Source organism: Caulobacter sp. GW821-FHT11E11, from assembly GCF_058808315.1.
On the sequence record NZ_JBXARO010000004.1, the window covers coordinates 582,767 to 599,494 of the forward strand.

15 protein-coding genes are annotated in these 16,728 nt (G+C 67.5%); 9 read left to right on the forward strand and 6 right to left on the reverse strand.

The features are described 5' to 3' along the window. The first annotated feature begins 76 nt into the window (after positions 1 to 76). A complete protein-coding gene (locus AC1RR5_RS13105) occupies positions 77 to 2,842 on the forward strand; it encodes a M16 family metallopeptidase (protein ID WP_492922071.1) in 2,766 nt (921 codons plus the stop codon). Positions 2,843 to 2,854: 12 nt separating this feature from the next. On the opposite strand, the gene AC1RR5_RS13110 is transcribed toward AC1RR5_RS13105, so the two are convergent. Continuing rightward, positions 2,855 to 3,280 (reverse strand): hypothetical protein, encoded by a 426-nt coding sequence (locus AC1RR5_RS13110; RefSeq protein WP_492922072.1) that lies wholly within the window; start codon positions 3,278 to 3,280, stop codon positions 2,855 to 2,857. Positions 3,281 to 3,409: 129 nt separating this feature from the next. Here AC1RR5_RS13110 and AC1RR5_RS13115 point away from each other — a divergent pair, with 129 nt between their 5' ends. Both AC1RR5_RS13115 and AC1RR5_RS13120 read left to right on the forward strand, forming a co-directional pair. Continuing rightward, positions 3,410 to 4,087, forward strand: coding sequence for a helix-turn-helix domain-containing protein (locus AC1RR5_RS13115; RefSeq protein WP_492922073.1), 678 nt, complete (start codon positions 3,410 to 3,412; stop codon positions 4,085 to 4,087). A gap of 64 nt (positions 4,088 to 4,151) precedes the next feature. Continuing rightward, positions 4,152 to 4,523 carry a hypothetical protein gene (locus AC1RR5_RS13120; protein WP_492922074.1) on the forward strand — a complete coding sequence of 124 codons (372 nt, stop codon included), beginning with the start codon at positions 4,152 to 4,154 and terminating at the stop codon, positions 4,521 to 4,523. A gap of 52 nt (positions 4,524 to 4,575) precedes the next feature. Here the strand turns inward: AC1RR5_RS13120 and AC1RR5_RS13125 are convergent, their stop codons facing one another. Beyond that, positions 4,576 to 4,956 carry a helix-turn-helix domain-containing protein gene (locus AC1RR5_RS13125; protein WP_492922075.1) on the reverse strand — a complete coding sequence of 127 codons (381 nt, stop codon included), beginning with the start codon at positions 4,954 to 4,956 and terminating at the stop codon, positions 4,576 to 4,578. Positions 4,957 to 5,006: 50 nt separating this feature from the next. Then, positions 5,007 to 6,707, reverse strand: coding sequence for a hypothetical protein (locus tag AC1RR5_RS13130; RefSeq protein ID WP_492922076.1), 1,701 nt, complete (start codon positions 6,705 to 6,707; stop codon positions 5,007 to 5,009). Positions 6,708 to 6,918: 211 nt separating this feature from the next. Here AC1RR5_RS13130 and chvI point away from each other — a divergent pair, with 211 nt between their 5' ends. From chvI to AC1RR5_RS13155, 5 genes are all read left to right on the forward strand, one after another. After that, the gene (gene chvI, locus AC1RR5_RS13135) at positions 6,919 to 7,632 is read left to right on the forward strand and encodes a two-component response regulator ChvI (protein WP_492922077.1); all 714 of its coding nucleotides are present in this window, start codon (positions 6,919 to 6,921) and stop codon (positions 7,630 to 7,632) included. Then, positions 7,607 to 9,229 carry a two-component sensor histidine kinase ChvG gene (gene chvG / locus AC1RR5_RS13140; RefSeq protein WP_492922078.1) on the forward strand — a complete coding sequence of 541 codons (1,623 nt, stop codon included), beginning with the start codon at positions 7,607 to 7,609 and terminating at the stop codon, positions 9,227 to 9,229. Before chvI ends, chvG begins: the two co-directional genes overlap by 26 nt. Positions 9,230 to 9,240: 11 nt before the next feature. Continuing rightward, a complete protein-coding gene (locus AC1RR5_RS13145) occupies positions 9,241 to 9,672 on the forward strand; it encodes an HPr kinase/phosphorylase (RefSeq protein ID WP_492922104.1) in 432 nt (143 codons plus the stop codon). A 75-nt stretch (positions 9,673 to 9,747) separates the two neighbouring features. Beyond that, the gene (locus AC1RR5_RS13150; RefSeq protein ID WP_291880350.1) at positions 9,748 to 10,155 is read left to right on the forward strand and encodes a PTS sugar transporter subunit IIA; all 408 of its coding nucleotides are present in this window, start codon (positions 9,748 to 9,750) and stop codon (positions 10,153 to 10,155) included. Positions 10,156 to 10,160: 5 nt separating this feature from the next. Then, positions 10,161 to 10,430 carry an HPr family phosphocarrier protein gene (locus AC1RR5_RS13155; RefSeq protein WP_492083964.1) on the forward strand — a complete coding sequence of 90 codons (270 nt, stop codon included), beginning with the start codon at positions 10,161 to 10,163 and terminating at the stop codon, positions 10,428 to 10,430. A gap of 95 nt (positions 10,431 to 10,525) precedes the next feature. Here the strand turns inward: AC1RR5_RS13155 and AC1RR5_RS13160 are convergent, their stop codons facing one another. From AC1RR5_RS13160 to bioB, 3 genes are all read right to left on the reverse strand, one after another. Further along, complete coding sequence (locus AC1RR5_RS13160) at positions 10,526 to 11,629, reverse strand: glycoside hydrolase family 43 protein (protein WP_492922079.1); 1,104 nt, start codon at positions 11,627 to 11,629, stop codon at positions 10,526 to 10,528. Positions 11,630 to 11,640: 11 nt separating this feature from the next. Continuing rightward, positions 11,641 to 13,209 carry an alpha-N-arabinofuranosidase gene (locus AC1RR5_RS13165; RefSeq protein ID WP_492922080.1) on the reverse strand — a complete coding sequence of 523 codons (1,569 nt, stop codon included), beginning with the start codon at positions 13,207 to 13,209 and terminating at the stop codon, positions 11,641 to 11,643. A 752-nt stretch (positions 13,210 to 13,961) separates the two neighbouring features. Next, positions 13,962 to 14,993 carry a biotin synthase BioB gene (bioB, locus tag AC1RR5_RS13170; protein WP_492922081.1) on the reverse strand — a complete coding sequence of 344 codons (1,032 nt, stop codon included), beginning with the start codon at positions 14,991 to 14,993 and terminating at the stop codon, positions 13,962 to 13,964. 113 nt (positions 14,994 to 15,106) lie between these two features. On the opposite strand from bioB, the gene AC1RR5_RS13175 reads away from it, so the two are divergent. Continuing rightward, a complete protein-coding gene (locus AC1RR5_RS13175) occupies positions 15,107 to 16,588 on the forward strand; it encodes a CYTH and CHAD domain-containing protein (protein ID WP_492922082.1) in 1,482 nt (493 codons plus the stop codon). Positions 16,589 to 16,728 lie beyond the last annotated feature (140 nt).

A 16,728-nucleotide genomic window follows, 5' to 3' on the forward strand; every position in this document is an offset into this window, starting at 1 on the left:
CTTGTCCTCGCGCCAGAACGCAACCTAAGGTCAAAGCCACGCTCGTCGGGGAGCGGCTCCTTTACCTGGGATCGTCATGAAGACCTTGCTTGCTTCCGTCGCCGTCGTCGCCCTGCTGGCCGGCGCGCCCGCCCTGGCCGCTGCGCCCGCCAAGCCGGCCCAGAAGGTCACCGGCGCGATGGCCGTGAACCTGCCCTCGGTCGACATCCCCCACACCACCTTCAAGCTGGCCAACGGCCTGACGGTGATCGTCCACGAGGACCACAAGGCCCCGATCGTGGCCGTGAACGTCTGGTACCACGTCGGCTCCAAGAACGAGCCCGTCGGCAAGACCGGCTTTGCCCACCTGTTCGAGCACCTGATGTTCAACGGCTCGGAGCACTACAACGAGGACTGGTTCAAGGCGCTGGAGAAGGTCGGGGCCACCGACATGAACGGCACCACCAACCAGGACCGCACCAACTATTTCGAGAACGTCCCGACGGCGGCCCTCGACCAGGTGCTGTGGCTGGAGAGCGACCGCATGGGCTGGCTGCTGGGCGCGGTCGACAAGGCCCGCCTGGATGAGCAGCGCGGCGTCGTCCAGAACGAGAAGCGTCAGGGCGAGAACCAGCCCTACGGCAAGGTCTGGAACGTCATCACCGAGAGCACCTACCACCGCGACCATCCCTACGGTCACACGGTGATCGGCTCGATGGAGGATCTGGACGCCGCCTCGCTGGACGACGTGAAGACCTGGTTCAAGACCTATTACGGCCCGGCCAACGCCACCATCGTCCTGGCCGGCGACATCACGCTCGCCGAGGCGAAAGCCAAGGCCGAGAAGTACTTCGGCGACATCCCCTCGGGTCCGCCCGTCGCTCGCCAGAAGGCGTGGGTCGCCAAGCGCACCGGCTCGCAGCGGGCCGAAATGCAGGACCGCGTGCCGCAATCGCGGATCTACAAGGTCTGGAACATCCCCGGCTTCGGCGCGGCCGATGTCGACTATCTGAGCCTGCTCAGCGACGTGATGGTCTCGGACAAGACCTCGCGTTTCTACAAGCGCCTGGTGTTCACCGACCAGACCGCCACCCAGGTCGGGGCCAGCGCCTATCCCAGCGAGATCGGCGGCTGGTTCATGGTCAGCATCATGGTCAAGCCGGGCGGCGACGCGGCCGCCGTCGAAAAGGCCTTCGACGAGGAATTCCAGCGCCTGCTGCGCGACGGGCCCACGCCCGAGGAAGTCGCCAAGGTCCGCACCAACCAGCTGGCCGACCTCGTGCGCGGGGCCGAGCGGATCGGCGGCTTCGGCGGCAAGTCCGACATCCTGGCCCAGAACCAGGTCTTCCTCGGTGACGCCGGCGCCTACAAGGAGAGCGTCGAGCGCATCCGCAACGCCAAGGCCGCCGACCTCACGGCCGCCGGCCGCAAGTGGCTGACCGACGGCGACTTCACCCTGACCGTCACGCCCTTCCCCAACTACCAGGCGGCCCCGACCGGCGCCGACCGCAAGACCATGCCCGAGGTCGGCGCGCTCAAGGCCCCCGCCTTCGCCAAGCTGCAGCGCGGCACGCTGTCGAACGGCCTGAAGGTCATCGTCGCCGAGCGCCACGACACCCCGCAAATCCTGTTCAGCACCCTGTTCGACGCCGGCCTAGCCGCCGAAGCGGGCGGCGCCAAGCCGGGCGTCTCCAGCCTGGCCATCGGCATGATGACCGAGGGCACCGCCCATCGCGACAACCTGACCCTCAGCCGCGAGCTGGCCCAGCTGGGCGCCTCGGTCGGCAGCGCCAACGGTCTGGACTCGGCGTCGCTCACGCTCAGCACCCTAACGACGACCCTCGACCCGGCCCTGGCCATCTATGCCGACGTGCTGCGCAATCCGGCCTTCACCCAGGAGGACCTGGACCGCCGCAAGAAGCTGTCGATCGCCGGCATCCAGCAGGCCAAGCAGAACCCCAACGCCATGGCCTCGCGCGTCCTGCCGGTCCTGGCCTATGGCGAGGGCAGCGCCTACGGCCTGCTCTCTACCGAGGCCACCGTCAGCGCCATCACCCGCGACGACCTGGTCGCCTTCCAGAAGGCCTGGCTGCAGCCCAAGGACGCCACCCTGATCGTGGTCGGCGACACCACCTTGGCGCAGATCATGCCCAAGCTGGAGGCCCAGCTGGGCGGCTGGACGGGCGCGCAGGCCCAGAAGAAGGTCCCGCTGATCACGCAAGCCAAGAAGGGCGCGGTCTATCTGATCGACCGTCCCGGCGCGCAGCAGTCGATGATCATGGTCGGCAACCTGCTGGCTCCGCGCGACCCGGCCGACGAGGCCGCCATCGACGTGACCAACGCCGTGGTCGGCGGCGACTTCGTCTCGCGCCTGAACATGAACCTGCGCGAGGACAAGCACTGGTCCTATGGCGCCGGCAGCTTCGTCCGCGGCGCGCGCGGCACCCGGATGTTCGTCGCCTTCGCCCCCGTGCAGACCGACAAGACCGCCGAGTCGTTCACCGAGGCGCGCAAGGAACTGACCGCCATCATCGGCGACAAGCCGATCACCGCCGCCGAACTGGCCAAGGCCCAGAACAGCCTGACCCTGTCGCTGCCCGGCAACTGGGAAACCGGCTGGGGCGTCTCGGGTACGATCTCGGACCTGGTCAATTTCAACCTGCCGGACAGCTATCCCGACAACTATCCGACCGACGTCCGGGCAGTGTCGATCGACACCGCCACGGCGGCGGCGCGCAAGGCCATCAAGCCGGACGAGCTGATCTGGGTGGTGGTCGGCGACCGCTCGCTGGTGGAGCCGAAGCTGAAGGGCCTGGGGCTGGACCTGAAGGTGATCGACGCGGACGCCAAGCCCGTGAAGTAAGATGGGGACCCGTCAGGTCTTGGCGCGCGTCCGGGGCCTGCGGGCTTCCACCAGGCTGTAGGACAGCGCCCCCAGGAAGATGAAATAGAAGATCCACAGCGAGATCACATAGCCGCGCGCCATCAGGGTGGGATCCAGAACCATGCCCAGATGCGCCATGACCGTCGCCAGCTCGACGCCGGCGGCCAGCAGCAGCCAGCGGCGGTCGTAGCGCATGGCCAGCACGATCAGCAGGGCGCAGAGCGTCACATCGACCAGCGCCACGCCCAGCAGGGGCCAGCGCCCGCCACTGAGTCGCTGGGCGTAGGGCGAGATCAGATAGGCCGCCAGGGACGCCACGGCGACGATGCGTTCAGGACGACCGCCGCGCCACATCACTACGACGGTGACGATCGGCGTCAGGACCGCCCCCAGGGTCTGCACGGCTGAATGGGACATCGGCGCCTCCGGCGGCGATAGGAATGGCGAAGGCCCCTCAAGGTCAAGTCGGCCTTGCTCCGCGCTCGGATGTCATGAGGTAATACGCTGGCGCGGTCGCTCACCCGCGTCGCGCGGATATGCCTGGCCATGAATCGCTTCGACCGACTGACACCGCGCGAGCGTGAAGTGCTCCTGGGCGCGGCGCAGCTGAAGTCGTCCAAGGAGATCGCCTTCGATCTCGACCTGCGCAAGGCCACGGTCGACAAGCATTTCGCCAGCGCGGTCGGCAAGCTGGAAGCCTTGACGCGCCGTCAGGCGGCGATGGCCCTGGTCATCCATCTGCGCGGATCCGACCTCCCCATTTTGTACCAGGGGCGCCCGATACCACTACCGTTCGAACCTGCACCGCTCGCCAATGAACCGGCGAAAGGAGGGGTTCATGTTCGACCCGACGGAAGCGGTGCCAGCCTTTCCGGCGATCAGCTGGAGCGATTTGGAAGCGATCTACGAAGACCTGGCGGTGACCCGCGTGGAGAAGGAAGCCGTGCAGCATCTGCTGACGATCACGCGGCTTATGAGTCCTCACCTGTCTCCACTCGATCTGATGCGCGAGATTATCTGCATCGCTCTCGTGCTGACGCCCGCGAGCGATCCTTCGCCGAACGCGCGCTCGCCTCACGGCCGAGTCGGCCCAAAGCTGAACGGCTGATCCTGATCCTGGCGGCGGCCCTGGCGTCCGTCGTCCTTGCCCTGGTCGTCCTGGCGCTGGTGATCCAGGTCGGCCACCTGTCCGACTCCTACGACGCCTGGCTCAGGCGCCGTTAGGCCCCGGGCAGCATCCCATCGAAACTCCAACAAGGAGCCCGCCTGCTGGCGGGATCGAGACCGCATGCAAAGACGAGAAATTGCTCAATCCGTCGCCGACGCCTTCTTCGAAGCCGAACGGGCTGTCGATCTGGCGCTGGAAAAGGCGGCCCACTTCATCGCCCACACCTCGGGCCTGCGCCGCGACCACAACTTCTCGGCCGTGCTGGGCCACGAGGGCGTCACCGCCATCACCCGCTCGATCGAGACCCTGGGCCAGACGCGCGCGCACATGATGACCGCCCATGCGGCGCTCGCCGCGGCCGCGCCCCAGATCGGCGTGCGCCCCGCCACGCTGCACGGGACCGGCGTCGACAAGCCCGATCCCGAAGTGCCGACCGGCCAGATCGCCGCGCCGCGCGTCGTGGCGCAAGGCCACGACGAACGCGCGGCCTAAAGGGCGCCGTCGCGGCGGCCGGACGGCGGTCGTCGCGACATTCCGCTGAAGATCAGGAGGCCAGCGTCTCGGCCAGGTCGGTCAGCACGCGTTGCTGCACGGGCGTCAGCTGCGTGAAGGCGGCCGCCAAACGGCTGGAGCTCGGGGCGGCCAGGAAGTCGATGAACTGGCGCGTCAGATTGGTGTCTTCGCTGGTGTCCAGGCCCTCGAAGAAGGCGCTGGGCGCCAATCCCAGGGCCCGAGCGGCCTTGTAGAGCTTCGAGGCCGAGATGCGATTGGCGCCGGTCTCATACTTCTGGATCTGCTGGAAGGTGACCCCCAGGGTCTCGCCCAGATCCTGTTGCGTCACACCGGCCGACAGCCGCCGCGCGCGCAGCAGCTTTCCGACATGGATGTCGATCGGGTCTGGGGCGTCCGGGTCAAGCGCGGTCATGTGCAACCGTAGACCGTATGCGCCCGCAAGCTCAAGCCTTGAGCGCGCTCTTAAGCGGCCTGTCCCACCAGCGACTTGATCAGGTCCATGGTCTGCGGGGAGCCCTGCAGCTGCTCGCGGGAACTGGGATCGCGCGCCAGTTTCAGCGCCTCCATCCGGGCCTTCTCCGCCACGGGACCGCTGGGACCGGCCTCGCCCAGGGCCAGCTTGGCCAGGAGCTGCAGGCGGTGCGGCAGCGGCGCGGGCGCGCGGACCAGCATGGTCAGCAGGCGGGAGTCGCCTTCGATCAGGGCGCCGATGTCGCCCAGCTTGGCGCACAGCGGCTCGAAGTCCTCGCGCACCAGGCCCGAGCGGACCAGCTGGCGCTGCAGGCCGGCCAACTGGCCCAGCTTGGCGACCGGGGAATCGGGCCCCTGGCGCAGTTCCTTCTCGAAGCGCATGGCGCTGATATTGGCGTTCAGCCAGCGGGCGGCGTTGCGCTTGTTGACCGCGCCCATGACGTTCTCGGCCAGGCGGATCAGCATCTTGATCTCTTCGTGGGCCGAGCGGTCGCGGCCCAGCAGCGAATCGATGAAGTCGCCGTTCAGCAGGGTCTTGGAGCGGGTGGTGAAGGCGTTCTGGATGTCCTCGGCCTGGAGGATGCGGCCGGCGGCGGCGGTCAGGCTCATGGCCAGGGCCCGCAGGTATTCGATCTCCTGTTCGGCGTCGCTGGGCTTGAGGCGGCGCACGCCGTTCAGCTCGGTCAGCACGCGCTGGGCGATGGCCTTGCGCACACTGGGGAACTCGTCGCGCGACAGCCAGTCGCCGAGACGATAGGCGGTGCCCGACAGTTCCGGCATGACATTGCGGACGCTGTTCTCGATCTTGATCAAGGCCTCGACGGCGACACCGCCGGTCAGGCGGGTCATGGCCGCCAGGGTGGCGCCCAGGTCTTCGTTGGTGGTGTCCAGCAGGTCGGCCATGCCGGCGCGCGAGCCGATGATCTCCGACAGCGGCTGTTCGATGGCGGCCAGGGCGGCGGCGCGGGCGCGCGGCTCCTCCGGCGCGGCGTCGGCCAGGTCCAGCAGGCGTGCGATCTTGTCCGACCAGTTGCTGGCCACGGCGATCGAGGCGGCGACGCCGGCGCCCAGCAGGAAGGCGCGGTCCGGATCGGCGACCAGGCGCTCGGCGGCTTTCGCGAAGCCTTCCTTGTCGAGGTCGGGCAGCGCGCCCTTCTTGAAGGCCTTGGTCAGGTTGGCGATCGTGCGCTCGACCAGACCCTGGAAGTGGCGGATGACCTCGTGCACGGACTGGCCGCGCGCCTCGGCTTCCGGAATGGCGATCTTCTGCAGCGCGTGCTGCAGGTCGGTGCCGGACGCCTCGAGCTTTTCGACCAGGTCGGGGCGGTGCAGCAGTTCGAACGGGGTGGCCTTGTGCCGGTTCAGGAAGCCTTCCAGCAGGCGGCCGATCCGGTCACGGGCGTGGGCGGTGTAGAGGTCGGCCGGCTGCACGCACAGCGGATCGCGCTCCTCGACTTCCTTCTTCGGCTTGCCGCCGTCGACCATGCCCTTGGTGAAGATGGCGATCGACTTGTACTCGCCGGTCGCGCCGTCGAGGGTTTCCTTGCTGACGCGAACGGCGACGGCGCGGCCCTGTTCCAGGACGTCTTCGGCGACCTGGAGCGCATGGGCGCGGTTCTCGGAGGCGATCTCGAGCGTCCACTGCGCGCCGGCTTTCCGCCGGACAAAAAGCTCGTAATGGACTTGGCTCATTTGCCGACCTGCTCCAGGAAACCTCACTATGGGTCCCAAGACCTTAAGGTCAGGTTGAAGGTTACGGCCCCACGCAGCCCCAATCGCGCCTTCCTGGGGCCGCAAAGCCCGGCCAGAAGCTGGGGAAAGCTTTGCCGCTCAGCGCGTTGAAGCTGGATCGGTCGCTCTATAGGATCGGCTGAGCAAGAAGGCGAAGGACAAGATCGACTCAATGGCCGCCATCACCCTCATTGACGACGACGAGAACATCGTCGCCTCGGTCTCGCTGGCGCTGGAAAGCCACGGCCACGCGGTGAAGGCCTATTACGACGGAGCCTCCGGCCTGGAAGCCGTCGAGGCCAGCCCGCCGGACCTGGTGATCCTGGACGTGAAGATGCCGCGCATGGACGGCATGGAAGTGCTGCGCCGCCTGCGCCAGACTTCCGAGATCCCGGTGATCATGCTGACGTCCAAGGACGACGAGATCGACGAGATCCTCGGCTTCAACCTCGGCGCCGACGACTACATGCACAAGCCGTTCAGCCAGCGCCTGCTCCTGGAGCGGGTGAAGGCCGTGCTGCGCCGCGCCCGTCCGGAAGAGGAAGAGGTCGGCGGGACCGCCGCGGCCGGGGCCGCCGGCTCCAAGGTCATGAAGCGCGGCAAGCTGACCCTCGACCCGGCCCGCCACGACAGCCTGTGGGACGGCCGCCCCGTGCGCCTGACCGTCACCGAGTTCCTGCTGCTGCAGGCCCTGGCCCAGCGCCCGGGCTTCGTGAAGAGCCGCGACAACCTGATGGACGCCGCCTACGACGATCAGGTCTATGTCGACGACCGCACGATCGACAGCCACATCAAGCGCATGCGCAAGAAGTTCCGTCAGGTCGATCCAGAGTTCGACTCCATCGAGACCCTGTACGGCGTTGGCTACCGTTATCGCGAAGCCTGAGCCGGCGTCTCCCGAAGGCTCCAAGGAGCCTCGGAGGCGCTTCACCTGGCCGCGCGGGTCGCGGCTGGGACGGCTCATCATCACCCTGAACGTCTTGGCCCTGGCGATCGTGATCGTCGGGGCCCTGGTGCTGAACGAGCTGCGCAGCGGCCTGATCAACGCGCGGATCGACACCCTGACGACCCAGGGCGTCCTGATCGCCAAGGTCATCGACCAGGGGGCCACCCTGGGCGAGCCCGAGCCGATGCTGGATCCGATCCTGGCCAGCCAGATCCTGCAGGTGCTGTTCATCCCGAAGAACCAGCGCGCCCGCCTCTTCGACTCGGCCGGCAAGACCCTGGCCGACTCGTTCGTGGTCGCCGACCGCGTGGACTGGAAGATCCTGCCGCCGGCCCGCAAGCCGGGCGAGAAGGCCCCCGCCACCCATCTCAGCCCCGCCGCCCAGGCCCGCGCCGAACGGGCGCGCCAGGACCTGGCCAGCGAGATCGCCCGGGCCATGAAGGGCAAGATCGCCGCCGGCACCCGCATCGACGAGAGCGGCGAGCGGGTGGTGTCGGTCTCGATCCCGATCCAGCACGTCCGCGCCGTCCTGGGCGTCCTGACCCTGGAGGCTGGTGACGTCGACGAGATCATCTCGGCCGAGCGCAAGGCCCTGCTGCCGTTCATCATCGTGGCCATGGTCGCCATCGTCATCTCCAGCGTGCTGCTGCACCGCCTGGTCGCCGTGCCGGTGCTGCGCCTGGCCCGCGCCGCCGACCATGTCCGCCTGCAGGGCGCGCGCGCCATCTCGTTGCCCGACCTCTCCGAACGGCGCGACGAGGTCGGCGACCTGTCGCGCTCGCTGGAGGACATGACCCACTCGCTGTCCGAGCGCATGGACGCCATCGAGCGCTTCGCCGCCGACGTGGCCCACGAGATCAAGAACCCGCTGACCTCGATCCGCTCGGCCATCGAGACCCTGGACCTGGTCAGCGACCCCGCCGCCCGGGCGCGGCTGCTGGCCATCCTGCAGAACGACGTCAACCGCCTGGACCGCCTGGTCACCGACATCTCCAACGCCTCGCGCCTAGATGCGGAGCTGTCGCGCGAGCACCCCAAGGCCCTGGACCTGACCAAGCTGCTGATCGAGGTCGCCGCCCTCTACGAGGCCCAGCTGCGGCCCGGCCCCGCCCCCGGCAGCGTGAAGGTGCGCCTGAGCGTCGAGCCGACCCAGAAGACGCCGCTGATCCTGGCCCGCGAGACCCCCATCGGCCAGGTGTTCCGCAACCTGGTCGACAACGCCCGCTCGTTCAGCCCGGAAGACGGCGAGGTGCGGATCACCCTGGTCCGTCCGCGCGGCAAGGCCACCCTGGCGGTGATCGTCGACGACGACGGCCCCGGCATCCCCGCCGAAAACCTCGAGACCATCTTCGAGCGCTTCTACACCTCGCGCCCCAAGGGCCGGGCGTTCGGCGGCAATTCGGGCCTGGGCCTGTCTATCGCCCGCCAGATCGTCGAGGCCCACGGCGGCCTGATCCACGCCGAGAATCGCCAGGACGAGGCCGGCGCGATCATCGGCGCCCGATTCGTCGTCGAGCTGCCCGAGGCCTACGCGTGATTCGTCCCGAGATCCGGCACGGCGGCCTGATCGCCCGCCGCCAGGACGGCTTCTGGCGCGGCGCCCTGATCGAGGGGCCCTCGGGGATCGGCAAGAGCGATCTGGCCCTGCGCGCGCTCGACGCCGGCTTTCGCCTGGTCGCCGACGACCGGGTCGTGACCTTCACGTCCGGCGGCCGCCTGTGGGGCAAGGCCCACGAGGCCCTGGCCGGCCTGATCGAGGTGCGCGGCCTGGGCGTGATGCCCGTTCCCCCGCTGGCTTTTTGCGAGATCGCCCTGGTCATCCGCTGCGTCGCGACGCCCGAGGCGGTCGAGCGCCTGCCTGATCCCCGATCCGAGACGATCCTGGGCGTTTCCGTCCCCGTCTTCGACCTGTGGCCGCGAGAACCCGCCGCACCCTCGAAAATCGGACGCATGCTTGTGTCTCTTGGAGTCCCATCCTAACGGGCGTATCAAGGCCGCCCGCGCGACGCTCTCCCGTCGCGAAGGGGAATGGGGATCCCGTTTGAGACACAAGGCATGATCGGGCTCGTGATCGTGACGCACGGGCGTCTGGCGGAAGAGTTCGTCTCCGCCATGGAACATGTCGTAGGGCCGCAGGCCGCCGTGAAGGCGATCTGCATCGGTCCCGAAGACGACATGGAACGTCGCCGCTCGGATATCTTGAAGGCCTGCGCCGAAGTCGATGTCGACGGCGAGGGCGTCATCCTGCTGACCGACATGTTCGGCGGCACGCCCAGCAACCTGGCCATTTCGGTCATGGAGCAGACCAAGGCCGAGGTCATCGCCGGCCTGAACCTGCCCATGCTGATCAAGCTGGCCAGCGTGCGCCAGCGCGAGACCCTGCAAGCCTGCGTCGCCCATGCCCAGGAGGCTGGACGCAAGTACATCTCCGTGGCCTCCTACGTGCTCGCTGGAGAAAAGTAGCGGGCATGACGTCAAGGACGGTCGAGATCATCAACGAGCGCGGCTTGCACGCCCGCGCCTCGGCCAAGTTCGTGAAGATGGCGTCCGGTTTCGACGCCGAGGTGACGGTCAGCCGCGAAGGCTCCTCCGTCGACGCCCGCTCGATCATGGGCCTGATGATGCTGGCCGCCGGCATCGGCTCGACCATCGACATCACCGCCGAGGGGCCCGAGGCGCAAGCCGCGCTCGAGGCCCTGTGCGAACTGGTCGAGAACCGGTTCGACGAGGAGCGGTAGGGGCCAAGCGCCCCTACCATCGACATTCTAAAAACAACCGTCATTCCCGCCCTTGTGGCGGGAATGACGAAATATGTGATAGCGACCCCGCTCTCCTACTTCCCGCCGAAATACCCCTTCAGCCGCTCCGCCTCCGCCGGCGTCACCGCGATCACCGCGCCGTGCTTGGCGCCGGAGAAGTTCGTCGCCTTCATCGGCGAGTCCGGCTCGTTGAAGCGCCCCAGGTTCTTGAAGTGGACGAAGTCAGTCGTCTCCGAAAAGCCCATGTTGTTCTTCGGCTTGGCCCCGAACACATCGTACATCAGGACATAGGTCCCCGTGCCGTGCCGCCGCCACAGGTTGGGCGCCTCGGTGCTGACGGTCTCGGGGTCGACCTTGGCGGGGTCGAAGACGTAGCCGCCATTGGCCCGGTCCGAGATCGCCTGCTTCAGATAACCCGGCGTGTCATGGGCCACGTAGAACAGGTGGTACTTGTCGCCGATCTTGGTGATGTCGCCGTCGATGGCGGCCTTGCCCGCCACCGGATACTCGAACAGCGACTTGGGCGCGGCCGTCAGGGTGGTGAAGGCCGGGTCGGCATAGGCATAGACCAGCGACGCCGGGTCGTTGCGGAACCGGGTCGTGAAATAGACCATCAGCTTCTTGGCCGCCGGGTCCCAGATCGTTTCCGGCGCCCAGGCGGCGCTGCGGTTGTCGTCTTTGTCGAACAGCTTGCCGACCGGAACCCGCGCATGGGTCCAGTGGATGAGGTCGTACGACTTCATCAGGATCAGGTTCTTGTTGTTGCCCCAGCCATAGGGGTCTTCCGGCCGCTCCCACTTGGTCTCGCGCAGCCCCGCCTCCTTGGCGAAGATGTGCAGGTCGGTCATGGCCATGTAGAAGGCCCCGTCCGGCCCGCGCATGATGTGCGGATCGCGCAGGCCCTTTTGCTGCGCCAGCTGCGGGCCGGTGAAGATCGGCTCACCGTCGTTGACGTCGGTGAAGGTGTAGCCGTCCGTCGAGGTCGCGAAATAGGCCGCGTGGGTCTCGTCCTTGAAGTAGACGAAGAGGTAGGCGGTTTGCGCCTTCTCGGCGGGAACGGCGGCGGCGCGGCCAGCCAGCTTTTCGACCAGCTCGAGGGTTTTCGGCGCGGCGAAGGCCGGAGCGGCGGCGGCCAGAAGGGCGATGGCGGCGACCGCCGCGTTCAGCAGGCGTTTCATCGTCATAGCTCCTACTTCACCGGATCCAGGCCGATCACCGTCACCGAGTGCGGTGGCAGTTCCAAAACACCGCCGGTCTTGATGACCGCCGGCTGCGGCTTGACCCGCGTCGGAGCTGCGAAGGTGTTGAACGCGCCCATGTCGTCGCCGGCCAGGGTGTCGCCTGTCGCGCCCTTGAAGGTGTAGCCCGCCACCGTCGGGGTGATCGTCAGCGGCTGGCGGGGATCCAGGTTGGTGAACGACAGCCACAGCTTGCCGTCCTTGCCGACCGCGCCCATGGCGTCCAGGCGTGGCAGGGCGATCTCGCCCTCCTTGTAGGTCCCGGCCTCATAGGCCAGCGGCACGACGCTGGCGCCCTGGAACGGCGTGTACATGCGGAACACGTGGTAGGTCGGGGTCAGCAACATCTTGCCGCCGTCGGTCAGGATCATCGCCTGCAGCACATTGATCGTCTGGGCGATGTTGGCGCCGCGCACCCGGTCGGCGTGACGGGCGAAGATGTTGAGGTTCAGGGCCGCGACGATCGCGTCGCGCTGGCTGCTCTGCTGGTACAGCGACGACTTGGCCGCCCCTTCCTCTTCCTTGAACCAGGTCCCCCACTCGTCGACATAGAGGCCGATTTTCTTCTCGGGATCATGCTTGTCCATGATCGCCGCGTGCTTGGTGACCAGCTCCTCCATCCACAGGGTGGACTTCAGGAGCTCGGCATATTGGTGCGCGTCGAAGCCGGTCGCGCGCTCGGACTTCTTGGGCCAGGTGTAGCTGTGCAGCGAGAGGCCATCGATGCTCCAGTTCCACGCCGTCTTGACCGCGGCCTGCATCACCGTCTCGGTCCAGGCGTAGTCGTCACGGTCTGGGCCGACCGCGATCTTGAGCATCTTGTCCGGTGACTTCGAATCTTTCTGAGCCGGGTTGAAGCTCTTGGAGAAGTTGGCGTAGCGCCGCATCTCGTGGACGTACTCGGCCGCCGTCATCGCGCCGCCGCAGCCCCAGCTCTCATTGCCCAGGCCCAGGATCGACACCTTATAGGGCTTGGGATGACCGTTGGCGGCCCGCAGCTGTCCCAGCGCCGTTGGCAGGTCGGTGGTCATGTATTCCAGCCACTCGGAACTTTCCTGCGGCGTGCCCGAACCGACATTGATCGAGATGTAGGCGTCGGCCCCGATCTGCTCGGCGAAATCCATGAACTCGTGGGTGCCGAAGGTGTTGGGTTCGATCACGCCGCCCCAGCTGGAATTGATCGTCGTGGGCCGGTCTTTGCCGATGCCCTTTTTCCAGTGGTACTCGTCGGCGAAACAGCCGCCGGGCCAGCGGACGTTCGGGACCTTGATCGCCTTCAGGGCGGCGACGACGTCGTTGCGGACGCCGCGGGTGTTGGGGATCGGCGAGTCCGGCCCGACCCAGATGCCCTCATAGACACCCCGCCCCAGATGCTCGGAGAATTGTCCGAGTATATTGCGGTTGATCACCGCGCCGGGCTTGGCGGCGTCGACGGTGATCTTGGTGTCGGCGTCTGCCGCGAAAGCGGAGGATGCGCACAAGGCCAAGGCAAGACCGGTCGCAAGTCCGATGAGCTTCATAGCGGCTTCCATCCCGTTTATTTTGTCTGACTAATGAGGCAGCGGAGCCAACGTTGTCAAGGCTGGGGAGGGGGCGACGGCCTGAAGGACCCCAGCCCAAGCCGTCATCCCGCGACTTGTTCGCGGGACCCATTTGTCCGCCGCAGGTGCAATGCGGACCTGAGTTCTCACGTGGAAGCCGAACCATGGGTCCCGCGCATAAAGCGCGGGATGACGGGGAGGGTATGGGGATTAGCGGCGCTCTATCCTCGGCGTTCGCGAGATCGAACCCAGCGAAATCAACCGCTTGTCGATTTTACACGCTGTCGAATGATCCGCGCTCAAAACCCCCGCAATACTGACTGCACCCGATGGCTTGGAAGGGACGTCCGGCCGGCGATCGTGACGGCTGTCGGGGGTGGTCGAGCGGGTAGCGCTCGTCGGCGCGGGATAACACCCGCAACTTTGTCCATCTGGCGGTAGTCGACCCTGGAACACAGAAACGACGTTGGACGAAGGCTGGCGGCGCCACAGGCATGGGCTGAAATCGCTCATGCGGTCCGGACGGGATAGCCAATCCCGCCGCCCGTCGGAGGCGCGTTCGGAAGCGGGTTAAGACCCCGCGCGTCGAAGGCTTTCGGATAACGGCTACGCGGAGCGTTCGGGCTTCGTCGAAACGGTATTCAACTTCCACACTCCGGACGTCGTCCGGAGCGCTCCGCGTCCCTTTCATCGACTTCAGCGGCTGGCCGCGTGAAGGCGCGGCGCCGCGCCTACTCGGCGGCGATGATTTCGTGATCGTGCGCCTTGGCCTCGACATGGACCTTGCCGCCCATCGGCCGCAGGTCCAGGTCCTGGAACAGCTTGCTGTCCTCGTCCATGCCCGGCAGCGGGGTGGTCAGCAGCTTGCCGCCGACGAAGATCGAGTTGGCGCCGGCCATGAAGCACAGGGCCTGCAGCTCGCGGCTCATGCCCTCGCGGCCGGCCGACAGGCGGACCATGGATTTCGGGCAGACGATGCGGGCGACGGCGATGGTGCGGACGAACTCGATCGAGTCGATGGCCTTGCCTTCCGCCAGCACGCGATCGCCCAGCGGCGTGCCGCTGACCGGCACCAGGCCGTTGATCGGCAGGCTGTCGGGATGGGCCGGCAGGGTGGCCAGCTGGTGCAGCAGGCCGGCGCGGTCGCGGCGCTGCTCGCCCATGCCGACGATGCCGCCGCAGCAGGTGCTCATGCCGGCGTCGCGGACGTGGGCCAGGGTGTCGAGGCGCTCCTGGTAGGTGCGCGTGGTGACGACGTCCTTGTAGTAGTCCGGACCGGTGTCGAGGTTGTGGTTGTAGTAGTCGAGGCCGGCTTCCTTGAGGGCCTTGGCCTGGTCGGCGGTCAGCATGCCCAGGGTGGCGCAGGTCTCCATGCCCATGGCTTTGACCTCGCCGATCATCGAGGCCAGCTTGGGCAGGTCGCGGTCCTTCAACTCGCGCCAGGCCGCGCCCATGCAGAACCGCTGGGCGCCGCCGTCACGGGCCGCGCGGGCCTTGGCCACCACGTCCTCGGTGGCCATCAGCTTCTCGGCCTTGAGGCCGGTCTTGAAGTGGGCCGACTGGCTGCAATAGCCGCAGTTCTCGGCGCAGCCGCCGGTCTTGACCGACAGCAGCTGCGACAGCTGCACTTCGGAGGGATCGAACCAGGCGCGGTGGACGTTGGCCGCCTGGAAGACCAGCTCCATGAAGGGCAGGTCGAACAGGGCCTCGACTTGATCGAGGGTCCAGTCGTGGCGGGGCTGCGAAGCGTTGATCTGCGTCATGGCGCGCACGTTTGGACCCGGACATGACGCTTGGCAAGACTTGGGGGCAAGACTTGGGGGCAAGACTTGGGCTAGAGGTGGCGCCGCTGGACAGGGCTCTGGAGTTGGTCGGTATGGATCGCGAGATCGAGCTGAAGTTCCTGATCCCGCCCGAGGCGGCGGCGCTGGCCCTGGCTCAGCTGAACGGCGAAGGCGCGGTGCGCCAGCTGGACGCCACCTATTTCGACACCCCCGACCACGCGCTGCGCAAGGCGGGCTACGGCCTGCGGGTGCGCGACGGTGAGGGCGGCCGCAAGCAGACCCTGAAATCGGCCTCGGCCGGCGGCGTATTTTCGCGCGGCGAATGGGAAGAGAAGATTGTCGGGCCGGGCCCCGATCGCGACGCCCTGGCCCGCACCCCGGCCGCCGCCATGCTGGCCGGCGAGGACCTGGCGCCCGTCTTCACCACCCGTGTCGAGCGGACGGTGCGCATCGTCCATGTCGGCGAAGCGGTGATCGAGGCGGCCCTGGATCGCGGCGAACTCAGCGCCGACGGCCGCCGTGCGCCGGTCTGTGAGCTCGAGCTGGAGCTGAAGTCCGGCGAGCCCGCGGCGCTGTTCGACCTGGCGCGGCAGCTGTCCAAGCGCGTGCCGCTTAGGCTGTCGCTGATCAGCAAGGCCGAGCGCGGTTATGGCCTGGCCGCAGGTCCCGAAGGGCTGGTTCCGCGTCGGCAAGCCGCGCTCCTGGATCCCAAGGCGAGCGTCGCCGAGGCTCTGCAGGCGTTGGGCCAAGCGGACCTGACCCACCTCTGCGCAGGCCTCGAAGCCTTGCGCGAACGCCCCGAGCCCGACGCTGTGCACCAGGCCCGCGTGGCCACCCGCCGACTGCGGGCGCTGCTCAAGATCTTCAAGCCACTGACCGGCGATGACGCCGCCCGCCGCCTCGATGAGGAGCTGAGTTGGCTGGCCGGAGAGTTCGACGCCGCGCGGGATCTCGACGTCTTCGTCGGCGAGGTCTGGGAAAAGCAGAGCGCCGGCGCGACCTTCGCCCGCCGCGATGACTTCGAGCGCGGCCTGAAGGCGGCCCACGCCAACGCCTATCTGCGCATGGAAGCGGCGCTGGAAAGCCCGCGCACCCGCGACGTCCTGCTGGAAGCCGCCGCCTGGCTGGAAGCCGGTCCCTGGACGACCGATCCGGCCCTGGCGGACATCCGCGAGAGCCGCGCCGCCGCCTTCGCCGCCGAGGTCCTCGACCATCGACGCAAGCAGGTGAAGACCCGCGCCAAGCACTTCGCCGATCTCGACGTCCACGCGCGCCACCAGCTGCGCCTGAAGGGCAAGACCCTGCGCTACGCCGCCGAGGATCTCAGCGCCCTGTTTCCAGACCATCCGAAACGCGCCGAGCATTTCGTCGAGGCGTCCAAGGCCGTGCAGGACCTTCTGGGCCAGCTGAACGATCGCAGCGTCCGTCAGGGCCTGATCGAAACCGCGACCCACGGCGACGAGACGCTGGCGCGCGACGCCGCCCGCGTGGTGCTGGCGGACGACGAGGACGACCTGCTGAAAGCCGCCGGCAAGGCGCTAGACGGCCTGCTGGACGCCAAGCGGTTCTGGTGAGTTGGGAATTCTGAAGTCCAGAAACGAAAAAAGCCGCCCGAAGGCGGCTGTTTCGTAGAAGACCCTTGGGTGCGGGGACAGGATTTGAACCTGTGACCTTCAGGTTATGAGCCTGACGAGCTACCGGGCTGCTCCACCCC